This is a genomic window from Actinomadura sediminis (assembly GCF_042675525.1).
In the GTDB taxonomy this organism is placed as follows: Bacteria; Actinomycetota; Actinomycetes; order Streptosporangiales; family Streptosporangiaceae; genus Spirillospora; species Spirillospora sediminis.
Window position 1 is genome coordinate 48,847 of the sequence record NZ_JBHTJA010000002.1, and the last position, 21,884, is coordinate 70,730.

Below are 21,884 nucleotides of genomic sequence, written 5' to 3' on the forward strand. Positions count from 1 at the left end.
AGGAGGCACGTCATGCGAGCGCTGGTGTATCACGGCCCTGGGAAGCGGGCGTGGGAGGAGGTTCCCAAGCCGCAGATCATTGAGGACGGCGACGCTGTCGTCCGCGTGGACGCGGTGACGATCTGCGGGACCGACCTGCACATCCTCAAGGGCGACGTCCCGGCCGTGACCGACGGCCGGATCCTCGGCCACGAGGCGGTCGGCACCATCGAGGCGGTCGGCCCGGGTGTGCGGACGGTCAAGCCCGGCGACCAGGTGCTCGTGTCGTGCATCACAGCATGCGGCACGTGCCGGTTCTGCCGTGAGGGCCGCTACGGGCAGTGCCTGGGCGGCGGGGGCTGGATTCTCGGCCACACGATCGACGGGACGCAGGCGGAGTACGTGCGGGTGCCGTTCGCGGACACCTCCGTCTACCCGGTGCCCTCGGGCGTGCCCGCGCAGGAGGTGCTGATGCTCGCCGACATCCTCCCGACCGGCTACGAGGTCGGCGTGATCAACGGCGCCGTCCAGCCCGGCGACACCGTGGCCGTCGTCGGCGCCGGGCCGATCGGGCTGGCCGCGATCATGGGGGCGCGGCTGTTCAGCCCGAGCACCATCGTCGCCGTCGACCTGGCCGACAGCCGGCTGGATGCGGCCAAGCAGTTCGGCGCCGACGTCACGGTCAACAACTCCCGGCAGGACCCGCTCGCCGCCGTCCGGGACCTGACCGGCGGGCTGGGCGCGGACGTGACGATCGAGGCCGTCGGCGTCCCGGAGGCGTTCGAGCTGACGGTCGCGCTGGCCCGGCCGGGCGGTCACATCGCCAACATCGGCGTGCACGGCGCCCCGGCCGCGCTGCACCTGGAAGAGCAGTGGATCCGCGACATCACCATCACCACCGGCCTGGTGGACACCTTCTCTACCCCGACCCTGCTCCGGCTCGTCGCCGGCGGGCAACTCGACGCCGCACGGTTCATCACCCACCACTTCACGCTGGATGAGTTCCCGAAGGCCTACGACGTGTTCGCCGACGCCGCCAACACCTGCGCGCTCAAGGTCGTGCTCACCCGCTGAGCCGCCCGCACCCTCCGTCCGAATGCTGCTGTTCGTGCACGGGTCCCGCGCCCTGGTGCCCGGCGGGGAGATCCCGCCGGACGCGCTGCGCCGGCTCGTCGCAGAACGCGAGGACCTGCTCGCCGTGGCCCGGCAGTACGCGCTCAAGGTCCATCCGACCTTGGAGGTCGAGACGCGGCTGGTGCCGGAGGGCCCGGGCCATGCGCTGGTGGGGGAGAGCGAGCGAGCGGACCTGGTGGCGGTGGGGCCGCGTGGGCTCGGCGGTTTCGAGGGTCTGCTGTTCGGGTCCGCCGGCCTGTACGTGGCGGCGCGTGCCCGCTGCTGGTGGTGCCGCGCTCGGACCCATTCCCGGTGGACGCGCCGGCGGAGATAGTGATCGGTCTCAAAGGCCGCGGCGGTGAGAGGACATCGTCCACGACGACCCCGCCGCCGCGCTGGTCGCCGCATCCCGCGACGTCGACCTGGTGATCGCGGGTCCGCATGGCCGCGAGGGCCTGACCGTCCCGCGGAGCCGGGCGGTGACGCACGCGCTCGTACACCATGCGCACTGCCCGGTCGCGGTCGTGCCCGATCCCCGCGGCGCCTGATCGACGCCGCCGCACACGAACGAGGCCCGGCACGTGCCGGGCCTCTTCTTACGTGCCTTCTCACTGGGCCCGGAATTCGGACTGCACACCTTTACCGGGGTGTCCTAACAAGATGCGACGCATCGGGCCCAGCCCCAACCGCGACTTCTACCTCAAGAAGCGCGCCCAGGGGCTCAAATACACCCGGACCGTCATAGCGCTCGCCCGCCGATGCGTCAGTGCCCCGCTGGGCGAGTTTGAGCAGCTCGACCGCCGTGTAGGAGATGACGGCGATGCGGGCCCAGGCGGCGGCGCCGAGCGGTGCGGAGTGGAACAGGTCGTTCATGGAAGGGGTGTAGGTGTAGAGGAGTTGGAGGGCGATGAGGCCGAGGGGGCTGGCGGCGGTCCAGGGGTTGCGGCGGATGCCGCGCCACAGCAGGGGCGGTCGAGGGAGAGGCAGTTGAACAGGTAGGTCGTCAGGGTGAGCGCGAACACGTTGACGACGATGGTCTGCGCGACGTCGGGGGAGGCGTCGTGGCGCGTTCCCAGTGCTGGAGGCCGAACGCGCCGGCGAGCAGGATCGCCGAGACCAGCAGGATCCGGACGGTCAGCGCCCGGTAGATCAGCGGCATGGACGGGTCGCGCGGCGGGCGTGTCATGATGTGCTCGTCCTTAAGCTCGACCGCGAACGGCAGGCCGAGGACCCGGACGGCGGTCATGTTCAGCCACAGCACCTGCAGCGGCAGGATCGGCAGGTCGGTGCCCGCGACGATCGCGGCGATCAGGACCAGGCCGAGCCCGACGTTGGACGGCAGCGCCCACACGATGAACCTGACCAGGTCGTCGAAGACGCCGCGGCCCTCCTCGATGGAGGCGAAGTCGTCGCCGGTCAAGACCATGTCGGCCGATTCCTTGGCGGCGTCGGTGCCGGTGCGTCCCATCGCGACGCCGATGTCGGCCTGCTTGAGGGCGGGCGCGTCGTTGACGCCGTCGCCGGTCATCGCGATCACGTGCCCGCCGGCCTGGAGGCCTGGACGAGCCGGAGCTTCTGCTCGGGGGAGACGCGGGCGAACACGGTGGTGTCGCGGACGCGTTCGGCGGAGACGTCGGCGGTGAGCTCGGTGCCGGTCATGACCCAGCGACCGCCCACCCCAGTGCGCGTACAGACCGGCGATCAGCGGCAGCCCGGCCAGCACCGTGTACGCCACCGCCTGCGGCACCAGATACGCGGCGACCGTGATCCCGGCTGCCGCGTCCCCGCCAGCCACGAGCGCCGGTAGCCGCGCAGGACCCCGACCCCCGGGAAACGACCGGCTGAACACTCCGGCCCATCGCCGGCGTACAGGGCTCGGCGGGGCAGGGGACATCGTCACCTCCGCTCCGGGCCGAAGGTCCCGGCATGAGGGACTTTGGGCGCCGTACCGCCCGCCGCGCGGCCCGGCAGCCTGGAGGTGCCGGGCACTCACGGCTGGAGGTCACCATGATCGGCGCTACACGGTCCGCGGCGAAGAGCAGAGATGCCCGCGCGAGGCCTCCCGAACGCGAAGGACCTGATCTGGCGGCGCGGTTCGTGGTGCGCGCGGCGATCCTGGCGCCGTCGGTCCACAACACCCAGCCGTGGCGGTTCGTCGACCGGCCGGGCGGGCTGGAGCTGTGGGCCGACCGGGCCCGGCTCCTGCCGATCGCCGACCCGGCCGGACGCGAAATGGTGATCAGCTGCGGTGCGGCGCTCTTCAACGCGCGGCTGGCCGTTCGGAGCCTCGGCTTCACCCCGCTGGTGCGGCTGGTGCCCGATCCGGCGTACCCGGACCTGCTCGCCCGGATCGGCTGGGGGAGCGGCACGGCGCCCCGCCCGTACGAGGACCTGCTGTACCGGACGATCCCGCGCCGCCACACGTACCGCGGCGCCTTCCTGACGACCCCGCTTCCGCCGATGCTGACGACCGTGCTGGCCGGCATCGCGCGGCACGAGGGCGCGGGCCTGCGCGTCGTGTCCGACCTCGCGCAGCTGCGGCGGCTGGCCGAGCACGTCGAGGTCGCCGAGGCAGCCCAGCGCCGTGATCCCCGCATCGCCGGTGAGCTGCTCGCCTGGGTCGCCTCCCCGACCGGTGAACGGCGCGATGGCCTGTCGCCTGGCTCGTACCCGATCCAGCCTGACGGCCTGGCTTTCGCCGCCCGCGACTTCGCCGCCGCGACGCGATGGGGCCGCAGCCGTCAAGGACGCCAGAGCACTGACCCCGATGCCGCTCAAGGGGCCGACCCGGCCGCCGTCGGGACGGTGGCGGTGCTGGTCACCCGGGGGGACCGGCGCCTGGACTGGCTCCTGGCCGGTCAGGCGCTCCAGCACGTGCTCCTGCACGCCGAGACCGCCGGAGTGAGCGCGGCCTTTTACACCCAGCCGCTGGAACTGCCCTACCTGCGGGCGGCGATGCACCGTGACCTGCGCGGACACGCCCAGATGCTGCTACGCCTCGGCCGCCCGGCACGCCGCCTGCGCAGCCGGCGACGCCCGGTCACCGACGTCCTCAGCGGCGAACGGAACCCATCAGCAGAACCCGGCCCCGGCATTCCCAGCTCCCTGCGTGGCGGTGCCGGGAGCTGACATCGGCGGCCAAAGAGCCCGCCCGGTTGACGGCAGGTCGCCGGGTGCGCGGCCGGAGAGGAGAGCCCGATGAACGGGAGCGAGATGCCTGTCCGGGTGGACGGCCGGCTGGACGAGCCGCTGTCGCGATGGCTGTGGCCGGTGAAGTGGCTGCTGCTGATCCCGCACTACCTGGTGATCGCGCCGTTCACGGGCGGCGGCATCGGCGGCTACCACGGGATCTGGAACGCCCCCGGGGCTGGTCGCCGTGCTGGTGTTCATCACCGCCGTCGCGCTGCTGTTCACGACCCGCTACCTGCGCGGCGTCTTCGACCTCGTCATGGGGATGAACCGCTGGCTGCTGCGAGTGGCCGGCTACGCGTTCCTGGTGACCGGCCGCTATCCGCCGTTCCGGCTGGACATGGGCGGCCCCGAGCCCGCCGCACCGCCCGCACCGCCCGCGCCGCCCACGCCTTGAGCGGTGACCGAAAGGCCCGGCCTTTGCCGGGCCTTCGGGTTTTGTCGTGGTGGGTGGTTCAGGCGGCGTTTCCGTAGCTGTTGACAGCTGGTTCGGCCCTACTCGCACTCCTGAGATGCGCTGGCAGGAGATCCGGACGAACTCCGGGGAGGAACCGGCCGTCCATGGCCGGAGCGCCTCGCGGGCGCGGTCTCCCGGATCCTGGACGACCCGTGCCGGCCCGACGATGGTGACCGACCAGCCGGTGGGGCCGTCGGTGTCCAGGTCGTCGGCCTCGAATGCCACGATCGTGTCGCGGGTCGCGGCGGCCAGACGGCTCGAGCCGGATGGGACGCACATGACCACGTCACCGCGATCGAAGACGAAACCGACCGGCATCACGGCGGGGAGTGCCTGCTCAGTGAAGATGACCCTGCCGATCTTCACCGTGCTCAGCAGGCCAAGGCACTCGCCTCGGGTGAGGCTCTGTGGCGTGTCCCTGACGTCCTTCATGTCTCCATGGTCCGTCGTCGCCGGTGGGGGCGGCAGGGGCCAATGTCACAGGCGCGGATGCCGTCCGTCCCTCCCCGGCCGGACGTTCGCGTCCGCCGTCGGGGGCGCCGCCGCGCACGACGCCGGGTGGGACGAGCACGACGGGGAACACCGAGCGCCGCAGGCGTGCCGTCCGGACCGGACCGACGACCGCCGACAACGCGGAGCCTGGGCGGTGGCCCCGAGGACGAGGAGGTCCGCCGTCGCGGCATGGTCGAGGAGGGGCTGGTGCCGCTACGCCGAAGGCCAACTCCTGACGCACCCGCACCGCGGGGGCGGGGCCGAGGACGGCGCGGATGTCGGCCGCGAGTGCGCGCCGCGTCCGCTCCTGCTTCCGCTCCGGGGACGGCGGGTGGTCCGCCGCCGTGTACGGCGGCACGCATTCCCGCCTGGCTCGCCGCGCCCGGACGGCCACCGGCTCGGCGTGCCGCAGCGCGGCCTCGGCGGCGGCCCAGCGCAGGGCACGCGGCGGGGCCGGGAAACGTCCACGCCGACGACGATCCGGCATGTGCTGGGGAAAGGCGTCATCGTTCTCGTCTCGATCCGAGTGTGCACGGAAGACGGGGGCATCGGACCGGGTACGCGGTCCGATGCCCCCTTCGGCTGCTCCGGCCTACTTCTCGATGGTTATCCGCTTGGTCTCGCTCTTGGCGGCCTTGGGCACCGGCACGTGGACGGTGAGGATGCCCTTGTCGTAGGTCGCCTTGATTTCATCGGCGTCGGTGTCGGCCGGGAGTGTGAACGACCGGGTGAAGGAGCCGTAGTGGAACTCCGACCGGTGCGCGTTCTTCTTCTCCTCGTGGCGTTCGGCGTGGATGCGCAGGATGCCGCCGGCGACGGTGATCTCGACGTCCCTGTCGGGGTCGATACCGGGCAGCTCGGCGCGGATCACAATGCCGCCGTCCTCGACGTAGTTCTCCACGCGCATGGTCTGTCCCGCGGCGGTCCGGATGAGGCTGAACGGGGACTCGATCCAGTCGAACAGGTCCGGGAAGATGCCCCGTGTCTCGCGCCGCTCCAACCCGCTCATGGTGCCTCCTCAGCTTGGGGGTCTGCGGACGCCGCTGCAGGAGAGCGACTTCGTCGCGTTCTCCTCATCGGCGGCTGCCCACCTTCATGCTTTATCGGGCGGTGCCGTCCTCCCAAGGCCATGGGTCCTGCCCGTCCGGGACCAAGGTCCGTGCCGCCGGCCAACCGCTCGGCCAGAGCGGCAGGCCGCGGCCGCCGCAGGCCCGGCGTGGGCGCGCCTGCGGCCATCAGTCAGGGGCCAGACGGCCCTGGCCCGGGTGCGCTGCCGGCTGGGGGAGCACGGGCTCGACCCGGTAGAGGGACGGCATGCCTCCCGTGCGCGGAGAGGTCTCACGGTGGACGCCGGCCAGCGCTGCGATCAGGTCGTGAGCGGTGATCAGCCCGACCAGGCGCCATGGTCGTTAGCCACCGGCGCATAGTCTCGGCCCGTCTCCAGCATGCCCCGGGCCGCCGCGGCGACCGTGGATTCCGGACGCACCGCCGCCGGGCGCCGGGAGGGCAGGAGGTTCGTCACGGGCCGCCGGGCGTCGCGCGGGGCGGTGGCGTTTCAGGCGGAGGTCAGCGTCTGGGCGTCGACGACGCCCAGGAAGCCGCCCTCCACGTCGGTGACCGGCAGGTGTGGTGGACCTCGGCCTTGCACATCAGCTCCCAGGCCATGAGCACGGACTCGTCCTCGGCGATGGTGAGCAGGTCACGGGTCATCAGCTCGGCAACGGTGCGTTGCTCCAGTGGGGTGGCCGTGGCTCCCCTTTCCAGGCCTTTTGGTGCGGTCATCACCGCAGCTTGGCCAGTCGCTCGTCGTACTCCTCGGTGTCGATCTCACCGCGCGCATACCGCTCGGCGAGGCATAGCCACATCCAGCCGGGCCGCCGCCGGGGTCGGCGATCGCCAGGGCGTATCCGATGTTCATGTGACACCTCCTGACGTTTCCAGGCTCCCGGGCCTCCGGTAAGGGGCTCTAGGGCCGAAGGCCCCTGGCATCGGTGGACCCACGCCTCTGAACACCGCGTCCGCGGGCGACCAGGCTCGAAGGTCAGGAGGGGATGAGATGGACGGACGAGAGGTCCTGGTCGGTTTCGACGCTTCACCGGCCGCCGAACGCGCGCTGCGCTGGGCGGCGGTCGAGGCCTCCCTGCGGGGGATGCCCTTGGGGGTCTGTCACGCGTGGCACTGGCCGTATCCGCAACATGCGCAAGACCGTGGCGCGATGCAGATCGTCCGCAGGATGGGTGCGCTGACGTTGGACGACGGTCTTCGGCTCGCACGCGAGACCGTCCCCGGCCTGGACGTGCGGCCGGTGCTGTTGAAGGGCACGCCCTCGGGAGCGCTGCTGGCCGCGTCGGCGGACGCTGCGCTCATCGTGCTCGGCGCCCGGGGGGCGGGCGGCTTCGACAGGCTTCCGCTCGGGTCCGCGGCCGTGCACGTCCCGGCGCATGCCGACCGTCCGGTGGTCGTGGTGCCCGCCCATGACGAGCCCGAGCGGGCGACACGGATCGTCGTCGGGATCGACGGCTCCCCGGCCAGCGAGACCGCGCTGCGGTTCGCGCTCGCCGAAGCTCGCCTGCGCGGTGCCGTGGTGACGCTGGTGTGCGCATGGTGGGACCCTGGTGCGCTGCCCGGCCCCGACCGGCTCCCGTTCACCGGCCCGCAGGCCGTCAAGGAGCAGGCCAAGGCGCGGTTCACCAGCTCCGTGGGGCCGTGCCTGGTCGACTATCCCGACGTCGCGGTCGAAGAGCGCTTCGTGAGAGAGCGCGCCGGACGCGTCCTGGCCGACAACGCCCGCGACGCGATGCTGCTGGTGGTCGGCGATCACGGGATCGAATCGTCCCCCACCACGCTGCTCGGCGCGGTCACCCGGGCCGTGCTGCACGAGATGCCCAGCCCGGTCGCGGTCGTCCATGAACGCGACCCGAAACCGCAGGAGTCGTCATGATGCGAGTGCTGGTGGCCTACGCCTCCGAACGCGGAGGAACCGCCGAGATCGCCGACTGGATCGGCACCGCGCTGCGCGAGGCGGGGCTGGACGCCGACGTCCGCCCGGCCGGCGAGATCGCGGGGCTGGGCGGGTATGACGCCGCCGTGCTCGGTGGCGCCCTGTACGCGGGGCGCTGGCACCGGGAGGCGCGGCATTTCGTCCGCCATCACGCCGATGCGCTGGCGCACCGGCCGGTGTGGCTGTTCAGCAGCGGGCCGCTGGACCACACCGCCGAGGAGAAGCAGATCGCGCTCGCACCCGGCGTCGCCAAGGTCGCCCGGCGGCTGAACGCCCGCGGCCACGCCACCTTCGGCGGACGCCTGTCTCCGGACGCCCAGGGCTTCCTGGCCTCCAAGATCGCCAAGCGGTCGAGCGGCGACTTCCGTGACCGCGGCCAGGTCACCGAGTGGGCCGCCGGGATCGCTCGGGAACTGCGAGGAGCCGCGGTATGAGCAGGCCAGGCAGGAACATGATCGTCGTTGGGGCCGACGAGTCGGAATCGAGCCTGCTCGCCATCGACTGGGCCGCCGACGAGTCGGTCCGGCGCGGGGCGGCACTGCACGTGGTCAATGTCGTCACTCCGTGGTTGGTCGACGTCCCGGGAGACCCGGGAGCGACCCGGGTCCGGCAGCAGCTGCTCGACCACGGCCGCGACGTCGTCGGCCTCGCCGTGGCCCGCGCCCGCGATCGCGTCCCCGGCCTCGAGGTGACGGGGGAGCACGCCGGCGGGCAGCCCGCCAGGGTCCTCATCGAACGGGCCGCGGCGGGCGACTCGGTCAGCGGTTTTGGAGGTCACCAATCTTCGCCAAGCTCGGTATGAGCCGCCGCACCCAGGCCGCTGCCCGTCCTGCCCCCGGAGAACAATCCCTTCATGGACGACCACCTGGTCTACGCGATCGTGCTCATCGGCCTGGCCCTGGTCAACGCCGGCGACACCCTGGGCCTCGGCCGCTGGTGGGGCGACACACGCCTCGTCCAGCGCCTCCCCATCCTCAAGTAGACCCCGAACACCTAGGGACGCCTACGCAGGTAGGCGTCCCTAGGAATGGTGACGTCCCTCCTCCGTGCCCAGGACTTTCGGCTCTTACCTGCGGAAACGGAGCGATCGACACTGAAAGTAGGCGAGGAACCGACCTGAAAGAGGGGTGGACCGATGAGCGAGATGAGGGTCGTACACAGCGAGGGCCACGCTTCGCCGCGCTCGTCCGGGATCACGTGATCCATGTTGACCAGCCGTACACGGCAGGTGGCCTGGATGCCGGTCCGACACCTGTCGAGTTGTTCGTGGCATCCCTGGCCGCCTGCGCCGCGCATTACGCACGGCAGTACCTGGCGCGGTGCCACCTGCCCGCGGACGGGCTGGAGGTCACCGCGGGCTTCACCATGAGCGCGGGCGCGCCTGCCCGGGTGTCCAGGGTCGAACTGCGGGTGCGTCCTGCTCTCCGGTTGTCGGACGCGGACACCGGCGGACTCCTGGCGGCCGTCATGGGCTGCACGGTCCACAACTCGATCGTTGATCCGCCGCGCATCGACGTGCGGCTGGAGAGCGAAGCCCAGGCCGCCTGACTCCGGCGGCGGAGGACGCCACCCTTGCGGTGGTGGGTGCCCTGTCTGAGAAGTCGGAGGGAGAGGCAGTCGAGTGAGCATGGTGATGGCGGCCGATCTCGCGCACGAGCCGTTTCTGAGCGGCATGAGGACCGCCGATCTCGGCAGGCTGGCGTCGGCGGCACGGTTCACCAGCGTCCCCGCGGGGCGCCGCCTCTTCGAGGAGGGGACGCCTGCCGAGCGGTTCTGGCTGCTCCGGGAGGGGACGGTGGCCGTCGACCTGGACATGCCCGGCGGCGGGCGGGTCGTCATCGAGACGTTGGGGCCGGGGTCGGTGGTGGGCTGGTCGTGGCTGTTCCGCCCGCACCGGTGGAGGTTCGGGGGCGTGGCGGCCACGCTGGTTCGGGCGATCGAGGTCGACGGCCGGCTGCTCCGGACGCTGTGCGCCGTCGATCCGTCGCTGGGTTACGAGCTGACGCGCCGCTTCGGCGAGCTGGTCGTGGAGCGGCTCGAGGCAACCCGGAGCCGGCCGGCGGCGGATGCCCCGGCGAGGTAGGTCCGAGGACTGCTGGTCGGCAGGACGTCAGGGTGTCAGGTGAGTTCGTCCGTGGGGTCGATGCGTTCCGTGGTGACGCCGCCAGGGCGCAAGGGGATCCGGCGTCCGGTGATGCTGCGGGGGCTAAGCCGGACGAAGGATGCGTCGGCCCAGGCGAGGCGGCCGACCTGGACGCCGCGGAGCAGCGCCAGGCAGGTGACTCGGTCGAGCGTTTCCAGGTTGGGTGGTCAGGAGGCCTCGATTCGCGTGCCCGCGGTGCCGGACAGGAGCGCGGGGACGTCGGTGAGCGAGCCGATGACCGCGACGGCGCCGCAGCGCTGCTCGGCGAAGTGGCAGGCCGCCTAAGGTGTTCTGTCTTGTGAGGTGGAGGCCCGGGCCCCGCGGGTTGCCGCTGACCGTGCTGCACGCCTGGGGCGCCTATCACGGCGGCCCGATCACCGTGCCCGTCCTCGATGTGAGGAGGATCGCGGAGGACACTCTGAACGACGCATTGAGCATGTCCGGGAGGTGTCGCCCGACCTGAAGGTGCGGGCGGTGCTCCGGTGGTGGGCGGCGCCCGGCAGCCTGATCGAGGCGGGTGAAAGCGCGGATCTGGTCGTGCCGGCCCCCGCGGTCTCGGCGGGTTCGTCGGGCTGGTGCTCGGTTCGGTGGGTGCGCGGTGGCCGCGCATGCCGCATGGACGGTTCGGCGGCCTCGCGGGTGGCATTGGCGATGAGCTTCGCCGAGGCCGACGAGCGTGGGCTGTCGTTGAGCGTGGTGGTCGCCTGGGGTCCGGTGCCCGTGAGGGACCTGCCGCCGCTGGTGGACGAAGTGGGCCTGCGCGAGGCGACCGAGACCGCTCTCGCGCGGCCGTGATTCCGCTGCGCGAGCGCCATCCCGGGTGGACGTGCGGGCCGAGGTCGTGGCCGGAGCTCCGAGGGATGTCCTGCTCGACGCGGCGGGTGAGGCGTGTCTGCTCGTCGTCGGCTCGCGGGGCTCGGCGGCTTCCAGGGCCTGCCGCTCGGGTCGGTCAGTCACGCTTAGGTCCACCACGCGCCATGCCCGGTGGCGGTCGTCCACGCTCCCCGGTGAGGCGGAGGACCTCAGGGACGAAGGTCCCCCGGGCCGGTGACCTTGGGACGATGATCCGCGGACCGGACCCGTCCGACGCTGGAGGCATGGCACAGGACCTCACGAGCGCGCGGGTGTTCGCGCTGCTGACCGATGGAACGCAGGTCGAGATCAGGCGGCTGGACGCGGCGGATCGGGACGTCGTGTGCGAGCTGCACCGCGGCCTGAGCGAGCAAAGCCTGTACCTGCGGTTCTTCGGCCTCAATCAGGCGATGGCAGGACAGGTGGCCGACCGGATCTGCCGCTCCGGCGGCGGCGATCACGCGGCCCTCGGCGCCTGGCTGGGCGGTGACCTGGTCGGCGTGGCCGAGTACGAGCCGACCGGCGTGCCCGGGGAGGCCGACGTCGCGATGGCGGTGGCCGACCGGATGCATCACCGGGGCGTCGGGACCTTGCTCCTGGAGCATCTCGGGTCGCTGGCCCGCGCCAACGGGGTGGTGGCGTTCCGCGCGGACACCCTGGCCGAGAACACCGCGATGCTGCGCGTCTTCGCCGACGCGGGGATGTCGGCCCGCCGCGAGGCCTCGGGGGGCGTCGTGGAGCTGACGCTTCCGCTCGTCTCCGACGAGGGCTACCTCGACGCGGTGGCCGAGCGTGAACGCCGCGCGGACGTGGCCAGCCTGCAGCGGCTTCTACAGCCCCGGATGGTCGTGGTCGTCGGCGCGTCCCGCCGACGGGGGACGGTCGGTGCCGAGATCCTGCGCAATATCGTCGACGGCGGGTTCAAAGGAACCGTCTACGCGGTCAACCCGCATTCGGCGGGCGCCGATCTGCACGGGGTGCCGTGCGTGAACGCGCTCGCCGATCTTCCCGAGCCGCCCGACCTTGTGGTCATCACCGTGCCCGCGGGGGCGGTGCCGGGCGTGGCCGCCGCGTGCGGGCGGTCCGGGGCGTCCGCCCTCGTGGTGATCAGCTCCGGGCTGTCGGCCGCGCAGGGACGCGATCTGCTGGCGATCTGCCGCGAGCACGGCATGCGGCTGGTCGGGCCGAACTGCCTGGGAATCGCCAACACCGCGATCGGGCTGGACGCGACGTTCGGCGCCCACCGCCCCCTGGCCGGGGCCGCGGGCGTGGCGGTGCAGTCCGGCGGCGTCGGGATCGCCTTGACCGAGCGGCTGTCCAGCCTCGGCATCGGTGTCTCCACGTTCGCCTCCGTCGGGGACAAATACGACGTTAGCGCCAACGACATGCTCATGTGGTGGGAGTCGGACGAGACGACCCGGTTGGGCATCCTGCATGTGGAGTCGTTCGGCAACCCGCGCAAGTTCGCGCGGACGGCCCGCCGGGTCGCCGTGCGGATGCCGCTGCTGACCGTGCTGGCGGGCCGGTCGCTGCCCGGGACCCGGGCGGCCGCGTCGCACACCGCGGCAGCCGCGACCCCGGAGATCACCCGGCGGGCCCTGTTCGCGCAGGCCGGGATCGTGGCAACCGACGACCTGGGGGAACTGGTCGACGCCGCCGCGCTGCTGGCGACCCAGCCGCCGCCGGACGGGCCGCGGGTGGCGGTGGTGTCCAACGCGGGCGGCGGCGGGGTGCTGGCCGCCGACGCCTGCGCCGATGCCGGGCTCGCCGTCCCCGTCCTGGGACCGGCCACGCAGCGCCGCCTCGCCGACCTGCTTCCGGTGTGCGCGGCGGTCGCCAACCCCGTCGACACCACGGCCGCCGTGTCCGTCGAGTCGTTCCACCGTGCGCTCGATGTGGTCGCCGAGGATGAAGCGGTCGACGCCGTACTCGCGCTGGTGGCGCCGACGGCGCTAGGCGACCTGCGAGAGGCGCTCGCCGGCGGCGGCAAGCCGCTGGCGGGTGTGGTGCTGGGCCAGGCGGAGACCGTCGCGATCACCGATGACGGCGTCCCCTGCTACGCCTACCCGGAGAACGCGGTCCGCGCGCTCGCACACGCGTGGTCGCACGCCCGGCGGCTTGGTGCCCCGCCCGGCGCACCGCCCACGTTGCCCGGTCTGCGGCCGGACGAGGCGGTGGGCATCACCGCCGGGTTCCTGGCCGCCTACCCGGACGGTGGATGGCTACCGCCCGTCGACACCTTCCGGCTATTGGAATCCTACGGGTTGCCGCTGGCGCCCTGGCGCTGGGCCCGGTCGGAGGACGAGGCGGCCGCGGCCGCCGGGGAACTGGGCGGCCCGGTCGCGTTGAAGGCGCACGTGCCGGGGGTCGTCCACAAGACCGCGGCGGGCGCCCTGCAACTCGACCTGCACGGGGACAAGGACGTCCGCGGCGCCTTCCGGCGACTCGCCGATCGGTTCGGCGGCGACCTCGAAGGCGTGGTCGTCCAGGCCATGGCGGACGAGGGCGTCGAGGTGCTGTGCGGCGCCGTCCAGGAAGAGGTGTTCGGCGCCGTGGTCGTCTTCGGCGCCGGCGGCATCGACACCGACGCGCTGGCCGATCGCGCCGCCCGCCTGGCCCCGCTCACCGCTCAGGAGGCCGACGACCTGATCCGTGAGCCCCGCCTTTCCGTCCTTCTGCTGGGTCATCCCGCCCGCGCGGTCGGTGACGTCGGGGCGCTGCGCGACACGCTGCTGCGCCTGTCCAGGCTGGTGGCCGACCATCCCGAGATCGCCGAGCTCGACCTCAATCCCACCATCGTCCGCCCGGACGGGGTGGTGGCCGTCGACGCCCGCGTCCGTGTAGCGCCCCGCAGCACGTGGGACCCCTACCTGCGCCGCCTCCGCTAACGGGAACGCACAGGCCGGATCCGTTCGGCCGGGCGTTTGGCCCTGCTGGACGAAGCGCGGGAGCATGGAGGTCAGGTGGCCGTCCAGCCAACCGAGAGCGGCGGCGCAGGCGGTGCGGGTGCCGGCGCCGCAGTGCTCATCGAGCAGCGGGAACAGCGCGCGCATTTCGACGGCCAGCGGCGGGGAGACCGACCGGGCCACGTCGTCCAGCAGGACGTTGAACATCATGGCAACCCGGTGGGCTCCCGCCTCGTCGGCGTCGTCGGCGTGCGGTTCCGCGTTCATGGCCGACAGTAGCCGCCAGGCGCGCAGCAGCCGGGTCGGCGCGGTCACCTCATAGTCTTCGTGGTCTTCGTGCGCTTCGCGGCCGACGCCGATCGGGGTGGTCATCCGCGCCGGCCGGTGCGTCTGCGCGGGCCGCTTCCCGTGATCGTGTGGCCGGTGCCGGTGGTCATCAGTCTCGCCTCCTCGTGTTCGGAGCCGATCAGTCGGTTGAAGGTCAGGGGAGGCGGACGTGGCCGTTGCGGGCCTTCCACAGGAAGTACTTCTCGAGGGCGAGCTTGGCCACGCGCGCCTGAGGGCGGGGGAGCAGCACGCCCGCCTTGCGCGGCGGCAGCTGGCGGTCGGCGAGAATCATCACGCCGTTGCTGCCGGCGTCCATGACGCACACGGCGGGGCTGTCGCCGAAGCTCTGGTGGCGAGTCTGCTCCTCGCCGCGGATCCGATCGGCGACGTTGGCGGCCGCCACGCGCGCCTGGACCTCGGTGGGGAAGCCGGTCTTGGAGACGCCGACCGGGATGGCCGTCGTCCACGGGACGGTCACGGCGGCGGCGACGCCGACGGTGTGGATGTTCGGGTAGGTGATCGCCTGGTAGGTGTCGTGCACGGGGACGAAGCCCTTGGCGTCCGCGAGCCCGGGCGCGGCGGCGACGACCGGCCGGCCGAGGAACGGTTCGGCGCTCACGTAGGTCAGCGGCACCCGCTTGTTCAGCCCGGCCTTCCTGAGCTGGTAGGCGGTGTTGAACCGGAACTCGTACGCCGCGCCGAAGCAGTCGGTGCCCTGGACGGCGCCGATCACCATCGGGCCGGGGTCGTCCAGGAATCGCCGCCAGCCCTCGCCCGCCTCCTCGGCATCGGGCAGCGTGGTGATGGTATGGACGCCGTTGGCCGGTTTCAGACCGGCACGCGGCCATGTCGTTGCGGTGGCCGGTGGCGATGACCAGGCAGTCGTAGGCGTAGGTCCCCGCGGTCGTCTTGACCCGCTTGGCGAGGGGCGCGGTCGCCTTGGCCTCGGCGTGGACGAACTCGACGCCGTGCGTCTCGAAGGTCGGCGCGAGCGGGAAGGCGATGTCGGCTCCGGTGCGCTTGCCGAACGGAACCCAGATGAGCGACGGGTTGAACAGGAACCGGTCGGACGCCGACACCACGGTGACGTCCACGTCCCCGTTCCAGGGCGCGATTGACGCTGATCGCCGCGGTCAGCCCGCCGAAGTTCCCGCCGAGGACCAGGACCTTCTTGCGCATCACGCTCACCTTCCCCGCCAGGGGCCTCCACCTCCAGGCCCGCGCCGGGGCGGCCGTTCCGGTACGCGCGAACGTCCCCCGGGCAAGGACGTTCGGTCCTTCCAGCAGGACAAGGTCGGTGGCCCGGCTCAGGCCGGGACCCGCGCCCTCTCCTCGAGGAGTTCGCCGATGCCGTCGCGGAGGCCCGCGCACAACGTCCCGAGGTCGGGGACGGTGTCATGGTCGGCGGTGACCCCGAACGACAGGCCGCCGTCGTAGGAGACCACGCCGATCGAGATCCGCAGGCCGACGACGATCGGGATATAGGGGGCCAGCTCCAGCATCCTGCGACCCATCATGTACAGCGGGAGCGACGGCCCGGGGACGTTGGTGACGATCGTGTGGACCAGCGGCTGTCGCAACCGCAAGGCCGTGTGAGCGGCCACGGCGAGGACACCGGGGACGCCGCCGAGGAGGTTGACGAAGGCGTCGGGACCGGCGGCCCGCCCGCCGGTCTTCCAGGCGTCCATCTGCTCTCGGACCAGCCGGAACCGGCGCAGGGGATCGGCCTTGCCGCACGGCAGGTCGACCAGGACCGCCGACACGCGGTTCGACAGCACGCCGCGCTCGCCGTCCGGCCGCACGGACACCGGGACCACGGCACACACGACCGAATCATCCGTGAGCATGCGGCGCGCGGCCAGCAGACCCCGGACCCCGGACGCCGCCGCGGCCGGCGCGACGTCGTTGACCGACCCGCCGAACACGCCCCGGATCTGGTCCACCTCGTCCATCCCGACGCCGACCCGCGACCATCGGCGAGCCGGACCGGTCGGGCCGTTGAGTCTCGACGCACCTGATCCCCAGAGCCGCGCCGCGTACCGGGCAGTGCGCCCGTGACGGCGGCCGAATCCCGCAGCGCGGGCAGGAACAGCCGGGACGCCTGCCGCCCGAATCCCTTCAGCCCATCCGCGACCCCATCGCGTATGAGGGCCCACGCGGGCGGTTCGGGCTCGGGCGTCCATGTGTGCGGATCGGCCGGGGACCAGCCGGGCTCGAGGTCCAGCAGCACGGCGAGCAGGTCGATGCCCGCCAGCCCGTCGACCATGCAGTGGTGCACTGAAGATCAATGCCCAGCGGCCGTCCTCCAGGCCGTCGACCGGCCACACCTCCCACGGGGACCGGGACAGCTCCAGCCGCCGGCCGAGGATGCATCCCGCCAGTTCGTGCAGCTCAGCAGGCCCGCCGGGGGTTGGAGCGGTCGCATGGAGGACGTGGTCGCTGAACGTGAAGCGCTGATCGTCCACCCAGACGGGGTGGGCGAGGTGGAGTGGAATGGTCCGGACGCGCTGCCGGCAGCGCGGCGCGAGCCGGAGCCGGGCGAAGATCTCCCGCACCAGATCCGGGAACTCGGGCGCCGGGCCCTCGACCACGGTCCCGATCCCGATCTGGAGCGGCCTGGTGTCGTTCTCGGCGGTGCCGGCCGCCGGCTGCTTGCTCTTCGAGCGCCGCGACCTCACCGGCGACTGAACCGCCGCCCGGTCCCGGCCGGGAAGTGCAGGGCGAGGGCGCCGGGAAGGATCGGCAGCCAGAAGCTGAGCACCCTGTAGACGAGGACGGTCACGACGGCCTCGGTCGGCCCGGTCCCGAAGGCCACCAGCGCCAGCACGAGGACGGGTTCGACGATCCCCACGCCACCCGGAAGGGGGCCGAGCAACCTCAACGGGATCAGCAGCAGGTAGACGGCCGCCAGGACGGCGGGGGAGATCGGCGCGTTCATGGCATGACAGACGGCCAGGAAGGCGAGCACCGAGCAGGTGGTGACCGCAGAGCTGCCCGCGAGCAGCGCGATGAGGCGCCTGGGACGGTCCAGCCGTTGGGGCAGACCGGCCGCGGCGGCCCGCAGGGGTGGGAGGAGCTCGGCCCGGCGGCGCCACAGCAGGACCGTGCCGAGCGACGTGACCGCCGTGACGGCCAGGATCATGGGCTGCGACCAGTCCGGCGACTGCGGTGATCCCCAACCTTGCGCAGTGGCGGAGGCCAGCGCGAGAGACAGGGCGGTGAGGTGGACCAGCGCGCCGGTCAGCCGGGTGAGCGCGATGGTCGTGGCGGCCTCGTGCGGTCCGGCCCCGTGGTCGCCGAGATAGGCGCCGAGGACGGCGCCGCCGCCCCGGCCGGTCGGATGCTGGCGGGAGAGATAGGACGCGGCGGCCTGATGCAGGCAGGTTCGTCCGAATGCCAGGTCTCGGAGGGAGGCGCCCATAAAGGCGAGCGCGGCGGCGGCGTAGGAGGCCGCGACCAGCAGCGCGGCCAGCAGGAGCCATCGGAGGTGGACGTCCGCGAGCACCGGCACGGGGGAGCGCAGGCCCGTGACGCCGATGAGCGCGTGGTAAGTGGCGTATCCGGCGGCGACGAGAAGCAGCAGGGACCACGGCCGGGACGGGATCCGTGACAGCGGCCGGGGCGCGATGCCGGTGGCGCCCGCACCGGTCAGCTCCCGGCGAAGTTCGTCCAAGAGGAGGGGGCGGTCCCGGAGCGCCGTCCGGGTGGACCCCGCGAGGGCGAGCGGTTGCAGGTAGGGCACGGCGACCTCGGCGGCGGGGAGCCCGAGCACGTCGACCGCGGCCTGGACGGCCCGCCGCGGGCCGGTGACCAGTGCGGTGGAGACGAGGAGTTCGGCCACGTCCTGCGCCAGCCGCCCGTCGCCGGCGGCGTCCTCGGCGAAACCGAAGTCGACGAGCACGGGACGCCCGCCGGTGTCCACCAGGACGTTCGCCAGCCGCAGGTCGCGATGGGCGATCCGCGCCGCGCGGAGCTTCGCGACCTCCGACCACAGCCGCCGGAGGCAGGCGTCATCGAGCGGAGGGAGGGCACGGCCGCCGGTCTCGATCGCCTCCTCGGCGAGGATCCAGGTCCCGGGCCCCGCGGGCGCCACGCCGATGACGGCGGGGACGCGGGCGCCGGCGGCGGCCGCGCGCAGGAGCATGTACGCCTCGTGCTCCACCTGCCGCTTGGGGGTCGCCATCGGTGCCTCGTCCTCGACCTCGCGGTAGAGCAGGAACCGGGCGGCCTTGAACAGCAGATCGGCGTCGCGCTGGTCGCGGCCGAGCGCCTTGACGAAGACCGCACGCCCGTCGGCGGTGACGGCGGTGAAGGGGACCGAGCCGCGGGCATCGGCCTTGAGCGGAGCGACCTCTGCGCCGGTCAGGCCGCAGCGGGCGAGTCCCGCGGCGACCTGTTCGGGTGCCGGGACGTGGTTCGGCGTGCCGCAGACGAGGTGGACCGCGCCGCCGACCGCCCAGCCGAGCGCGGTCCCGGCGACGACGTCGAGCGGGAAATGGGCGCCGACGTAGACGCGGCTCACCGACACGGCGATCGCGACCGCCCACAGGACCCACCGGACCGGGCGGCGGACGTGCGCCGAGGCGACGGTGGCCAGCGCGGCGGACACGGCGGCGTGGCCGGACACGAATCCGAGCCCGCCCTCGTGCGCGCCGCGCAGGACGACCTCCGACAGCAGCGCACCGGGCCGTCCGCGGTCGGCGAGGTCCTTGACCAGCTTGGCCAGCAGCCAGGCGAGGGAACCGCCCAGAGCCAGGTCGGCGGCCAGCCGGACCCGACGGACGGCCAGCGCCGCCGCGGCGGTCACCGCCACGGCGCCGAGCGCGCCCGTCTGCATCACGACGTGGACCGGCCGGAACAGCCAACCCGGCAAGCCGTTGATCAGGCGTAACACGCCGGCCTCCGGGCCCAGCAGCAATCCGTCCGCGGCGAAGAGGGCCAGGGAGAGGCACAGGGCGAGCCCGGCGGCGACCCGGATCACGTCGGACGGATGCCGTGCCGTGGCGGGCGCCCCCACCGGGAACAGGCCGAGGCGGGGTACCGTGAGGTGGCGCGGGCGGAGCCGTCGCTTGCGAAGGGGCCCAGAAGGCACATGCTCTGGGCTGATGATGCGACGCGCCGCCGCAGGCGCGTGCGGCGTGGCTGAGGCCGTCATAGTGAGGAGCCGGGCCGCGTCCTCGTCGAGCAGTGCCGGTGTCGTATCGGTCTCCGCCCGCCCCCAGCCGACGATCCACGGCCGCCCCTGCCCGTCGACCAGGACGTTCTCCGGCGTGAGATCGCGGTGGGCGATCCGGTCGCGGCGCAGTGCCGCACCTTGCCGCCACAGGTCGTCCAGCGTGTCCCGCGCCGACTCGCCGGGCCCGTCCAGCGGCCGCCCGTCCACGTGCTCCATGACCAGGGCCCAGGTGCCAGGGCCGACCTCGGTCACGAACCTGACGGCCGGCACCCGCGCACCGGCCCGCCGAGCGCGCATGAGCAGATAGCCCTCGTGCTCGGCCAGGTGCTTGGCGGTGGCGAACGGCGGCTCGCCCGGCCTGCGCCGCCACAGCCGGCCGAGCCGGTGCAGGGTGTCGGCGTCGCGCTGGTCGCGTCCGATCACCTTGACGAAGAGCCGTCCGGCCGAGGTGTCCGCGGCGAACGGGACCGCGTGCCGCAGATCGCCCAGCACGCGGTGCGCGTCCGTCACGGTCAGCCCGTGCCTGGTGAGCGTCTCCCGGACCGCCGCGAGCCGGGGCCGGTGCCCCGGCGTCCCGACGACGAGCAGAGCCGCCGCGCCCGCCGCCCAGCCCACCGCCGCACCGCCGAGCGCGTCCAGCGGGAAGTGCGCGCCCACGTAGACCCGTGCCGTGCCGACGGCGGCGACCACCAGCCACAGGACGCGCCGGTACGGGCGGGGCAGGTAGGCGCCCGCGATCGTGACCAGGGCCGCGGCCACCGCGGTGTGCCCGGCGACGAAGCCGGTGCCCCAGGGGCTCGCGTCCGCCCGGAGTGCCACACCGTCCAGCAACGCCGCGGGGCGCGGCCGTCCGGACACGTCCTTGACGACCTTGGCCGCGATCCACGCGAGCGTCCCGCCCCCGCACAGCGTGACGGCCAGGCGGAACCTGCGCAGGAGGACGGCGCCCAGCGCGGCGAGCGCGACGGCACCGAGCCAGCCGGCCTGCATCAGCAGCCACACGGGCGGCTCGACCGCGTCGGGAAGGTCGTTCACCAGCCGGAACAGGTCGGCGTCCCAGCCGGGCACGCCCCGGCTCGCCGCGACCAGCGCCGCCAGCGAGGCCAGGGCGAGCACCAGCCGGACGGCGTCCATCGGGTGCCGGAACACCTCTTCGTGCGACCGCGCGGCGACCGCCGGGCGGACCCACCGCCACCACGGCCACAACAGCCCGCCCACCGGCAGGTAGAGCAGGTAGGTGAAGAACCGGAACAGCAGCACGCCCGCCGTCACCGCCGGCAGGTCGGCCCCGGTGAGATCCAGCCCGCCGATCAGCGCCAGGTCCAGCACGCCCGCGCTACCGGGCGTGAGCGGGATGACGGTCACCTGCCGCGCGACCGTATAGACGGCGAACGCCTCCAGGACCCCGACCCGGGTCACGCCCGCCGCCTGCAGCGAGGCGTACAGCACCGCGAAGACGCACACGTGGTAGCCCACGGACGACAGCGTCAGCGCCGGCCACCGGGCGCGGATCAGCTCACGCGCCCCGGCCTGGAACCTCGCCACATCACCGGTGTGGCCGTCCACCCCGCGGTGCAGCAGCCGCGCGACCGGACGCGCCGCGCGGGCACCGGCGGCCACGATGGCCGACGCCGCGCGATCGTTCCAGAGCATGACGCCCGCAAGCGCCACCATCACGGCGGCCAAGCCCAGCCCCAGCACCCCCGCGCCGCGCACCTGCGGCGGCACGTCCGACGCCAGCGCGAGCAGACCCAGCGCGAGCAGCGGCAGGGTCAGCCGGGTGAGGACGTTCCACAGGCCGGTCACCAGCACCTGCAGCGCGATCGGCCCCGCCCGGAAACCGAGCTCGCGGCACATCGTGACGTTCAACGCCGCCCCGGCGGCCCCACCGCCCGGCAGGGCGTAGGACAGCGCGGTGGTCACCACGTTCATGACCGATGCGGGAACGATCTTCAGGCCCGGGAGCGCCGCGCTGAGGCCAACGGCCGACAGCAGCACCGACAGGGCCGTGAGCCCTGCCAGCAGGACGAGCTCGAGGGCGCTCACCCGCGTCCGCAGGATCTCGGTGACCCTCTCCAGGTCCACCAGGCCGGGCAGCACCTTGCCGAAGATCGCGGCGACGACCAGGAGCGCGACGGCACGCCCGAACCACGTCCGGGCACGTCCCCGGGCCGTGTCGCGACCCTCGTAGGCAGATGAGCCGGCGTGGTCCGGCTCGACGATCCGCGTCACCGGCGTCTCCTTCCGGG

24 protein-coding genes and 3 pseudogenes are annotated in these 21,884 nt (G+C 73.0%); 15 read left to right on the plus strand and 12 right to left on the minus strand.

Annotation, left to right across the window (positions count from 1 at the left end):
- Positions 1–12: 12 nt before the first annotated feature.
- From ACFQ11_RS01885 to ACFQ11_RS01895, 3 genes are read left to right on the plus strand one after another with little or no spacing between them, the layout of a single operon-like run.
- Complete coding sequence (locus ACFQ11_RS01885; protein WP_378295964.1) at positions 13–1,053, plus strand: zinc-dependent alcohol dehydrogenase family protein; 1,041 nt, start codon at positions 13–15, stop codon at positions 1,051–1,053.
- A 22-nt stretch (positions 1,054–1,075) separates the two neighbouring features.
- On the plus strand, positions 1,076–1,426 hold the full coding sequence (locus ACFQ11_RS01890; protein WP_378295965.1) for a universal stress protein: 351 nt from the start codon (positions 1,076–1,078) through the stop codon (positions 1,424–1,426).
- Positions 1,427–1,460: 34 nt separating this feature from the next.
- Positions 1,461–1,640, plus strand: coding sequence for a universal stress protein (locus ACFQ11_RS01895; RefSeq protein WP_378296165.1), 180 nt, complete (start codon positions 1,461–1,463; stop codon positions 1,638–1,640).
- Between the two features lie 91 nt (positions 1,641–1,731).
- On the opposite strand, the gene ACFQ11_RS01900 is transcribed toward ACFQ11_RS01895, so the two are convergent.
- From ACFQ11_RS01900 to ACFQ11_RS01915, 4 genes and pseudogenes are all read right to left on the minus strand, one after another.
- Positions 1,732–2,079 (minus strand): cation transporting ATPase C-terminal domain-containing protein, encoded by a 348-nt coding sequence (locus tag ACFQ11_RS01900; protein ID WP_378296166.1) that lies wholly within the window; start codon positions 2,077–2,079, stop codon positions 1,732–1,734.
- Positions 2,080–2,095: 16 nt separating this feature from the next.
- Positions 2,096–2,620, minus strand: coding sequence for a cation transporting ATPase C-terminal domain-containing protein (locus ACFQ11_RS01905; protein ID WP_378296167.1), 525 nt, complete (start codon positions 2,618–2,620; stop codon positions 2,096–2,098).
- Between the two features lie 5 nt (positions 2,621–2,625).
- Positions 2,626–2,751, minus strand: a complete 126-nt coding sequence (locus ACFQ11_RS01910) for a hypothetical protein (protein WP_378296175.1) — start codon at positions 2,749–2,751, stop codon at positions 2,626–2,628.
- 73 nt (positions 2,752–2,824) lie between these two features.
- A pseudogene (locus ACFQ11_RS01915) lies at positions 2,825–2,986 on the minus strand (hypothetical protein); the annotation flags it as partial.
- A 113-nt stretch (positions 2,987–3,099) separates the two neighbouring features.
- Here ACFQ11_RS01915 and ACFQ11_RS01920 point away from each other — a divergent pair.
- Both ACFQ11_RS01920 and ACFQ11_RS01925 read left to right on the plus strand, forming a co-directional pair.
- Positions 3,100–4,221: an Acg family FMN-binding oxidoreductase gene (locus ACFQ11_RS01920; RefSeq protein WP_378295966.1), complete on the plus strand. Its 1,122-nt coding sequence runs from the start codon at positions 3,100–3,102 to the stop codon at positions 4,219–4,221.
- Positions 4,222–4,468: 247 nt separating this feature from the next.
- Entirely contained in the window at positions 4,469–4,678 is a 210-nt protein-coding gene (locus ACFQ11_RS01925) for a DUF4389 domain-containing protein (RefSeq protein ID WP_378295967.1), read from the plus strand.
- 120 nt (positions 4,679–4,798) lie between these two features.
- Here the strand turns inward: ACFQ11_RS01925 and ACFQ11_RS01930 are convergent.
- The 4 genes and pseudogenes from ACFQ11_RS01930 to ACFQ11_RS01945 all read right to left on the minus strand — a co-directional run.
- Positions 4,799–5,170: pseudogene (locus tag ACFQ11_RS01930) on the minus strand (pyridoxamine 5'-phosphate oxidase family protein); the annotation flags it as partial.
- A gap of 652 nt (positions 5,171–5,822) precedes the next feature.
- Positions 5,823–6,239: an Hsp20/alpha crystallin family protein gene (locus ACFQ11_RS01935; RefSeq protein WP_378295968.1), complete on the minus strand. Its 417-nt coding sequence runs from the start codon at positions 6,237–6,239 to the stop codon at positions 5,823–5,825.
- Between the two features lie 557 nt (positions 6,240–6,796).
- Entirely contained in the window at positions 6,797–6,940 is a 144-nt protein-coding gene (locus ACFQ11_RS01940; protein WP_378295969.1) for a CBS domain-containing protein, read from the minus strand.
- A 71-nt stretch (positions 6,941–7,011) separates the two neighbouring features.
- The gene (locus ACFQ11_RS01945) at positions 7,012–7,095 is read right to left on the minus strand and encodes an SHOCT domain-containing protein (RefSeq protein ID WP_378296168.1); all 84 of its coding nucleotides are present in this window, start codon (positions 7,093–7,095) and stop codon (positions 7,012–7,014) included.
- 191 nt (positions 7,096–7,286) lie between these two features.
- Here ACFQ11_RS01945 and ACFQ11_RS01950 point away from each other — a divergent pair, with 191 nt between their 5' ends.
- The 9 genes from ACFQ11_RS01950 to ACFQ11_RS01990 all read left to right on the plus strand — a co-directional run bounded on the left by ACFQ11_RS01950 (position 7,287) and on the right by ACFQ11_RS01990 (position 14,411).
- Entirely contained in the window at positions 7,287–8,171 is an 885-nt protein-coding gene (locus ACFQ11_RS01950) for a universal stress protein (RefSeq protein ID WP_378295970.1), read from the plus strand.
- On the plus strand, positions 8,168–8,665 hold the full coding sequence (locus ACFQ11_RS01955) for a flavodoxin domain-containing protein (protein WP_378295972.1): 498 nt from the start codon (positions 8,168–8,170) through the stop codon (positions 8,663–8,665). The genes ACFQ11_RS01950 and ACFQ11_RS01955 overlap by 4 nt, the downstream gene beginning before the upstream one ends.
- Complete coding sequence (locus ACFQ11_RS01960) at positions 8,662–9,033, plus strand: universal stress protein (RefSeq protein ID WP_378295973.1); 372 nt, start codon at positions 8,662–8,664, stop codon at positions 9,031–9,033. The genes ACFQ11_RS01955 and ACFQ11_RS01960 overlap by 4 nt, the downstream gene beginning before the upstream one ends.
- Positions 9,034–9,084: 51 nt before the next feature.
- Positions 9,085–9,213 (plus strand): hypothetical protein, encoded by a 129-nt coding sequence (locus ACFQ11_RS01965; protein WP_378295974.1) that lies wholly within the window; start codon positions 9,085–9,087, stop codon positions 9,211–9,213.
- Positions 9,214–9,497: 284 nt separating this feature from the next.
- Complete coding sequence (locus ACFQ11_RS01970) at positions 9,498–9,779, plus strand: OsmC family protein (protein ID WP_378295975.1); 282 nt, start codon at positions 9,498–9,500, stop codon at positions 9,777–9,779.
- Positions 9,780–9,858: 79 nt separating this feature from the next.
- A complete protein-coding gene (locus tag ACFQ11_RS01975) occupies positions 9,859–10,314 on the plus strand; it encodes a cyclic nucleotide-binding domain-containing protein (RefSeq protein WP_378296169.1) in 456 nt (151 codons plus the stop codon).
- Between the two features lie 507 nt (positions 10,315–10,821).
- Entirely contained in the window at positions 10,822–11,169 is a 348-nt protein-coding gene (locus tag ACFQ11_RS01980; RefSeq protein ID WP_378295976.1) for a hypothetical protein, read from the plus strand.
- Positions 11,170–11,471: 302 nt separating this feature from the next.
- Complete coding sequence (locus ACFQ11_RS01985; RefSeq protein ID WP_378295977.1) at positions 11,472–14,114, plus strand: bifunctional acetate--CoA ligase family protein/GNAT family N-acetyltransferase; 2,643 nt, start codon at positions 11,472–11,474, stop codon at positions 14,112–14,114.
- A 75-nt stretch (positions 14,115–14,189) separates the two neighbouring features.
- Positions 14,190–14,411, plus strand: coding sequence for a hypothetical protein (locus tag ACFQ11_RS01990; RefSeq protein WP_378295979.1), 222 nt, complete (start codon positions 14,190–14,192; stop codon positions 14,409–14,411).
- Between the two features lie 202 nt (positions 14,412–14,613).
- Here ACFQ11_RS01990 and ACFQ11_RS01995 read toward each other — a convergent pair whose 3' ends face one another.
- The 3 genes and pseudogenes from ACFQ11_RS01995 to ACFQ11_RS02005 all read right to left on the minus strand — a co-directional run.
- A complete protein-coding gene (locus ACFQ11_RS01995) occupies positions 14,614–15,195 on the minus strand; it encodes an NAD(P)/FAD-dependent oxidoreductase (RefSeq protein ID WP_378295980.1) in 582 nt (193 codons plus the stop codon).
- Between the two features lie 571 nt (positions 15,196–15,766).
- A complete protein-coding gene (locus tag ACFQ11_RS02000) occupies positions 15,767–16,411 on the minus strand; it encodes a WS/DGAT domain-containing protein (protein WP_378295981.1) in 645 nt (214 codons plus the stop codon).
- A 59-nt stretch (positions 16,412–16,470) separates the two neighbouring features.
- Positions 16,471–16,725, minus strand: a pseudogene (locus tag ACFQ11_RS02005) (hypothetical protein); the annotation flags it as partial.
- Positions 16,726–16,952: 227 nt separating this feature from the next.
- On the opposite strand from ACFQ11_RS02005, the gene ACFQ11_RS02010 reads away from it, so the two are divergent.
- Entirely contained in the window at positions 16,953–17,147 is a 195-nt protein-coding gene (locus ACFQ11_RS02010; protein WP_378295982.1) for a hypothetical protein, read from the plus strand.
- Here ACFQ11_RS02010 and ACFQ11_RS02015 read toward each other — a convergent pair.
- Positions 17,134–21,867, minus strand: a complete 4,734-nt coding sequence (locus ACFQ11_RS02015; RefSeq protein WP_378295983.1) for a lysylphosphatidylglycerol synthase domain-containing protein — start codon at positions 21,865–21,867, stop codon at positions 17,134–17,136. The two genes, ACFQ11_RS02010 and ACFQ11_RS02015, sit on opposite strands and share 14 nt — an antisense overlap.
- Positions 21,868–21,884 lie beyond the last annotated feature (17 nt).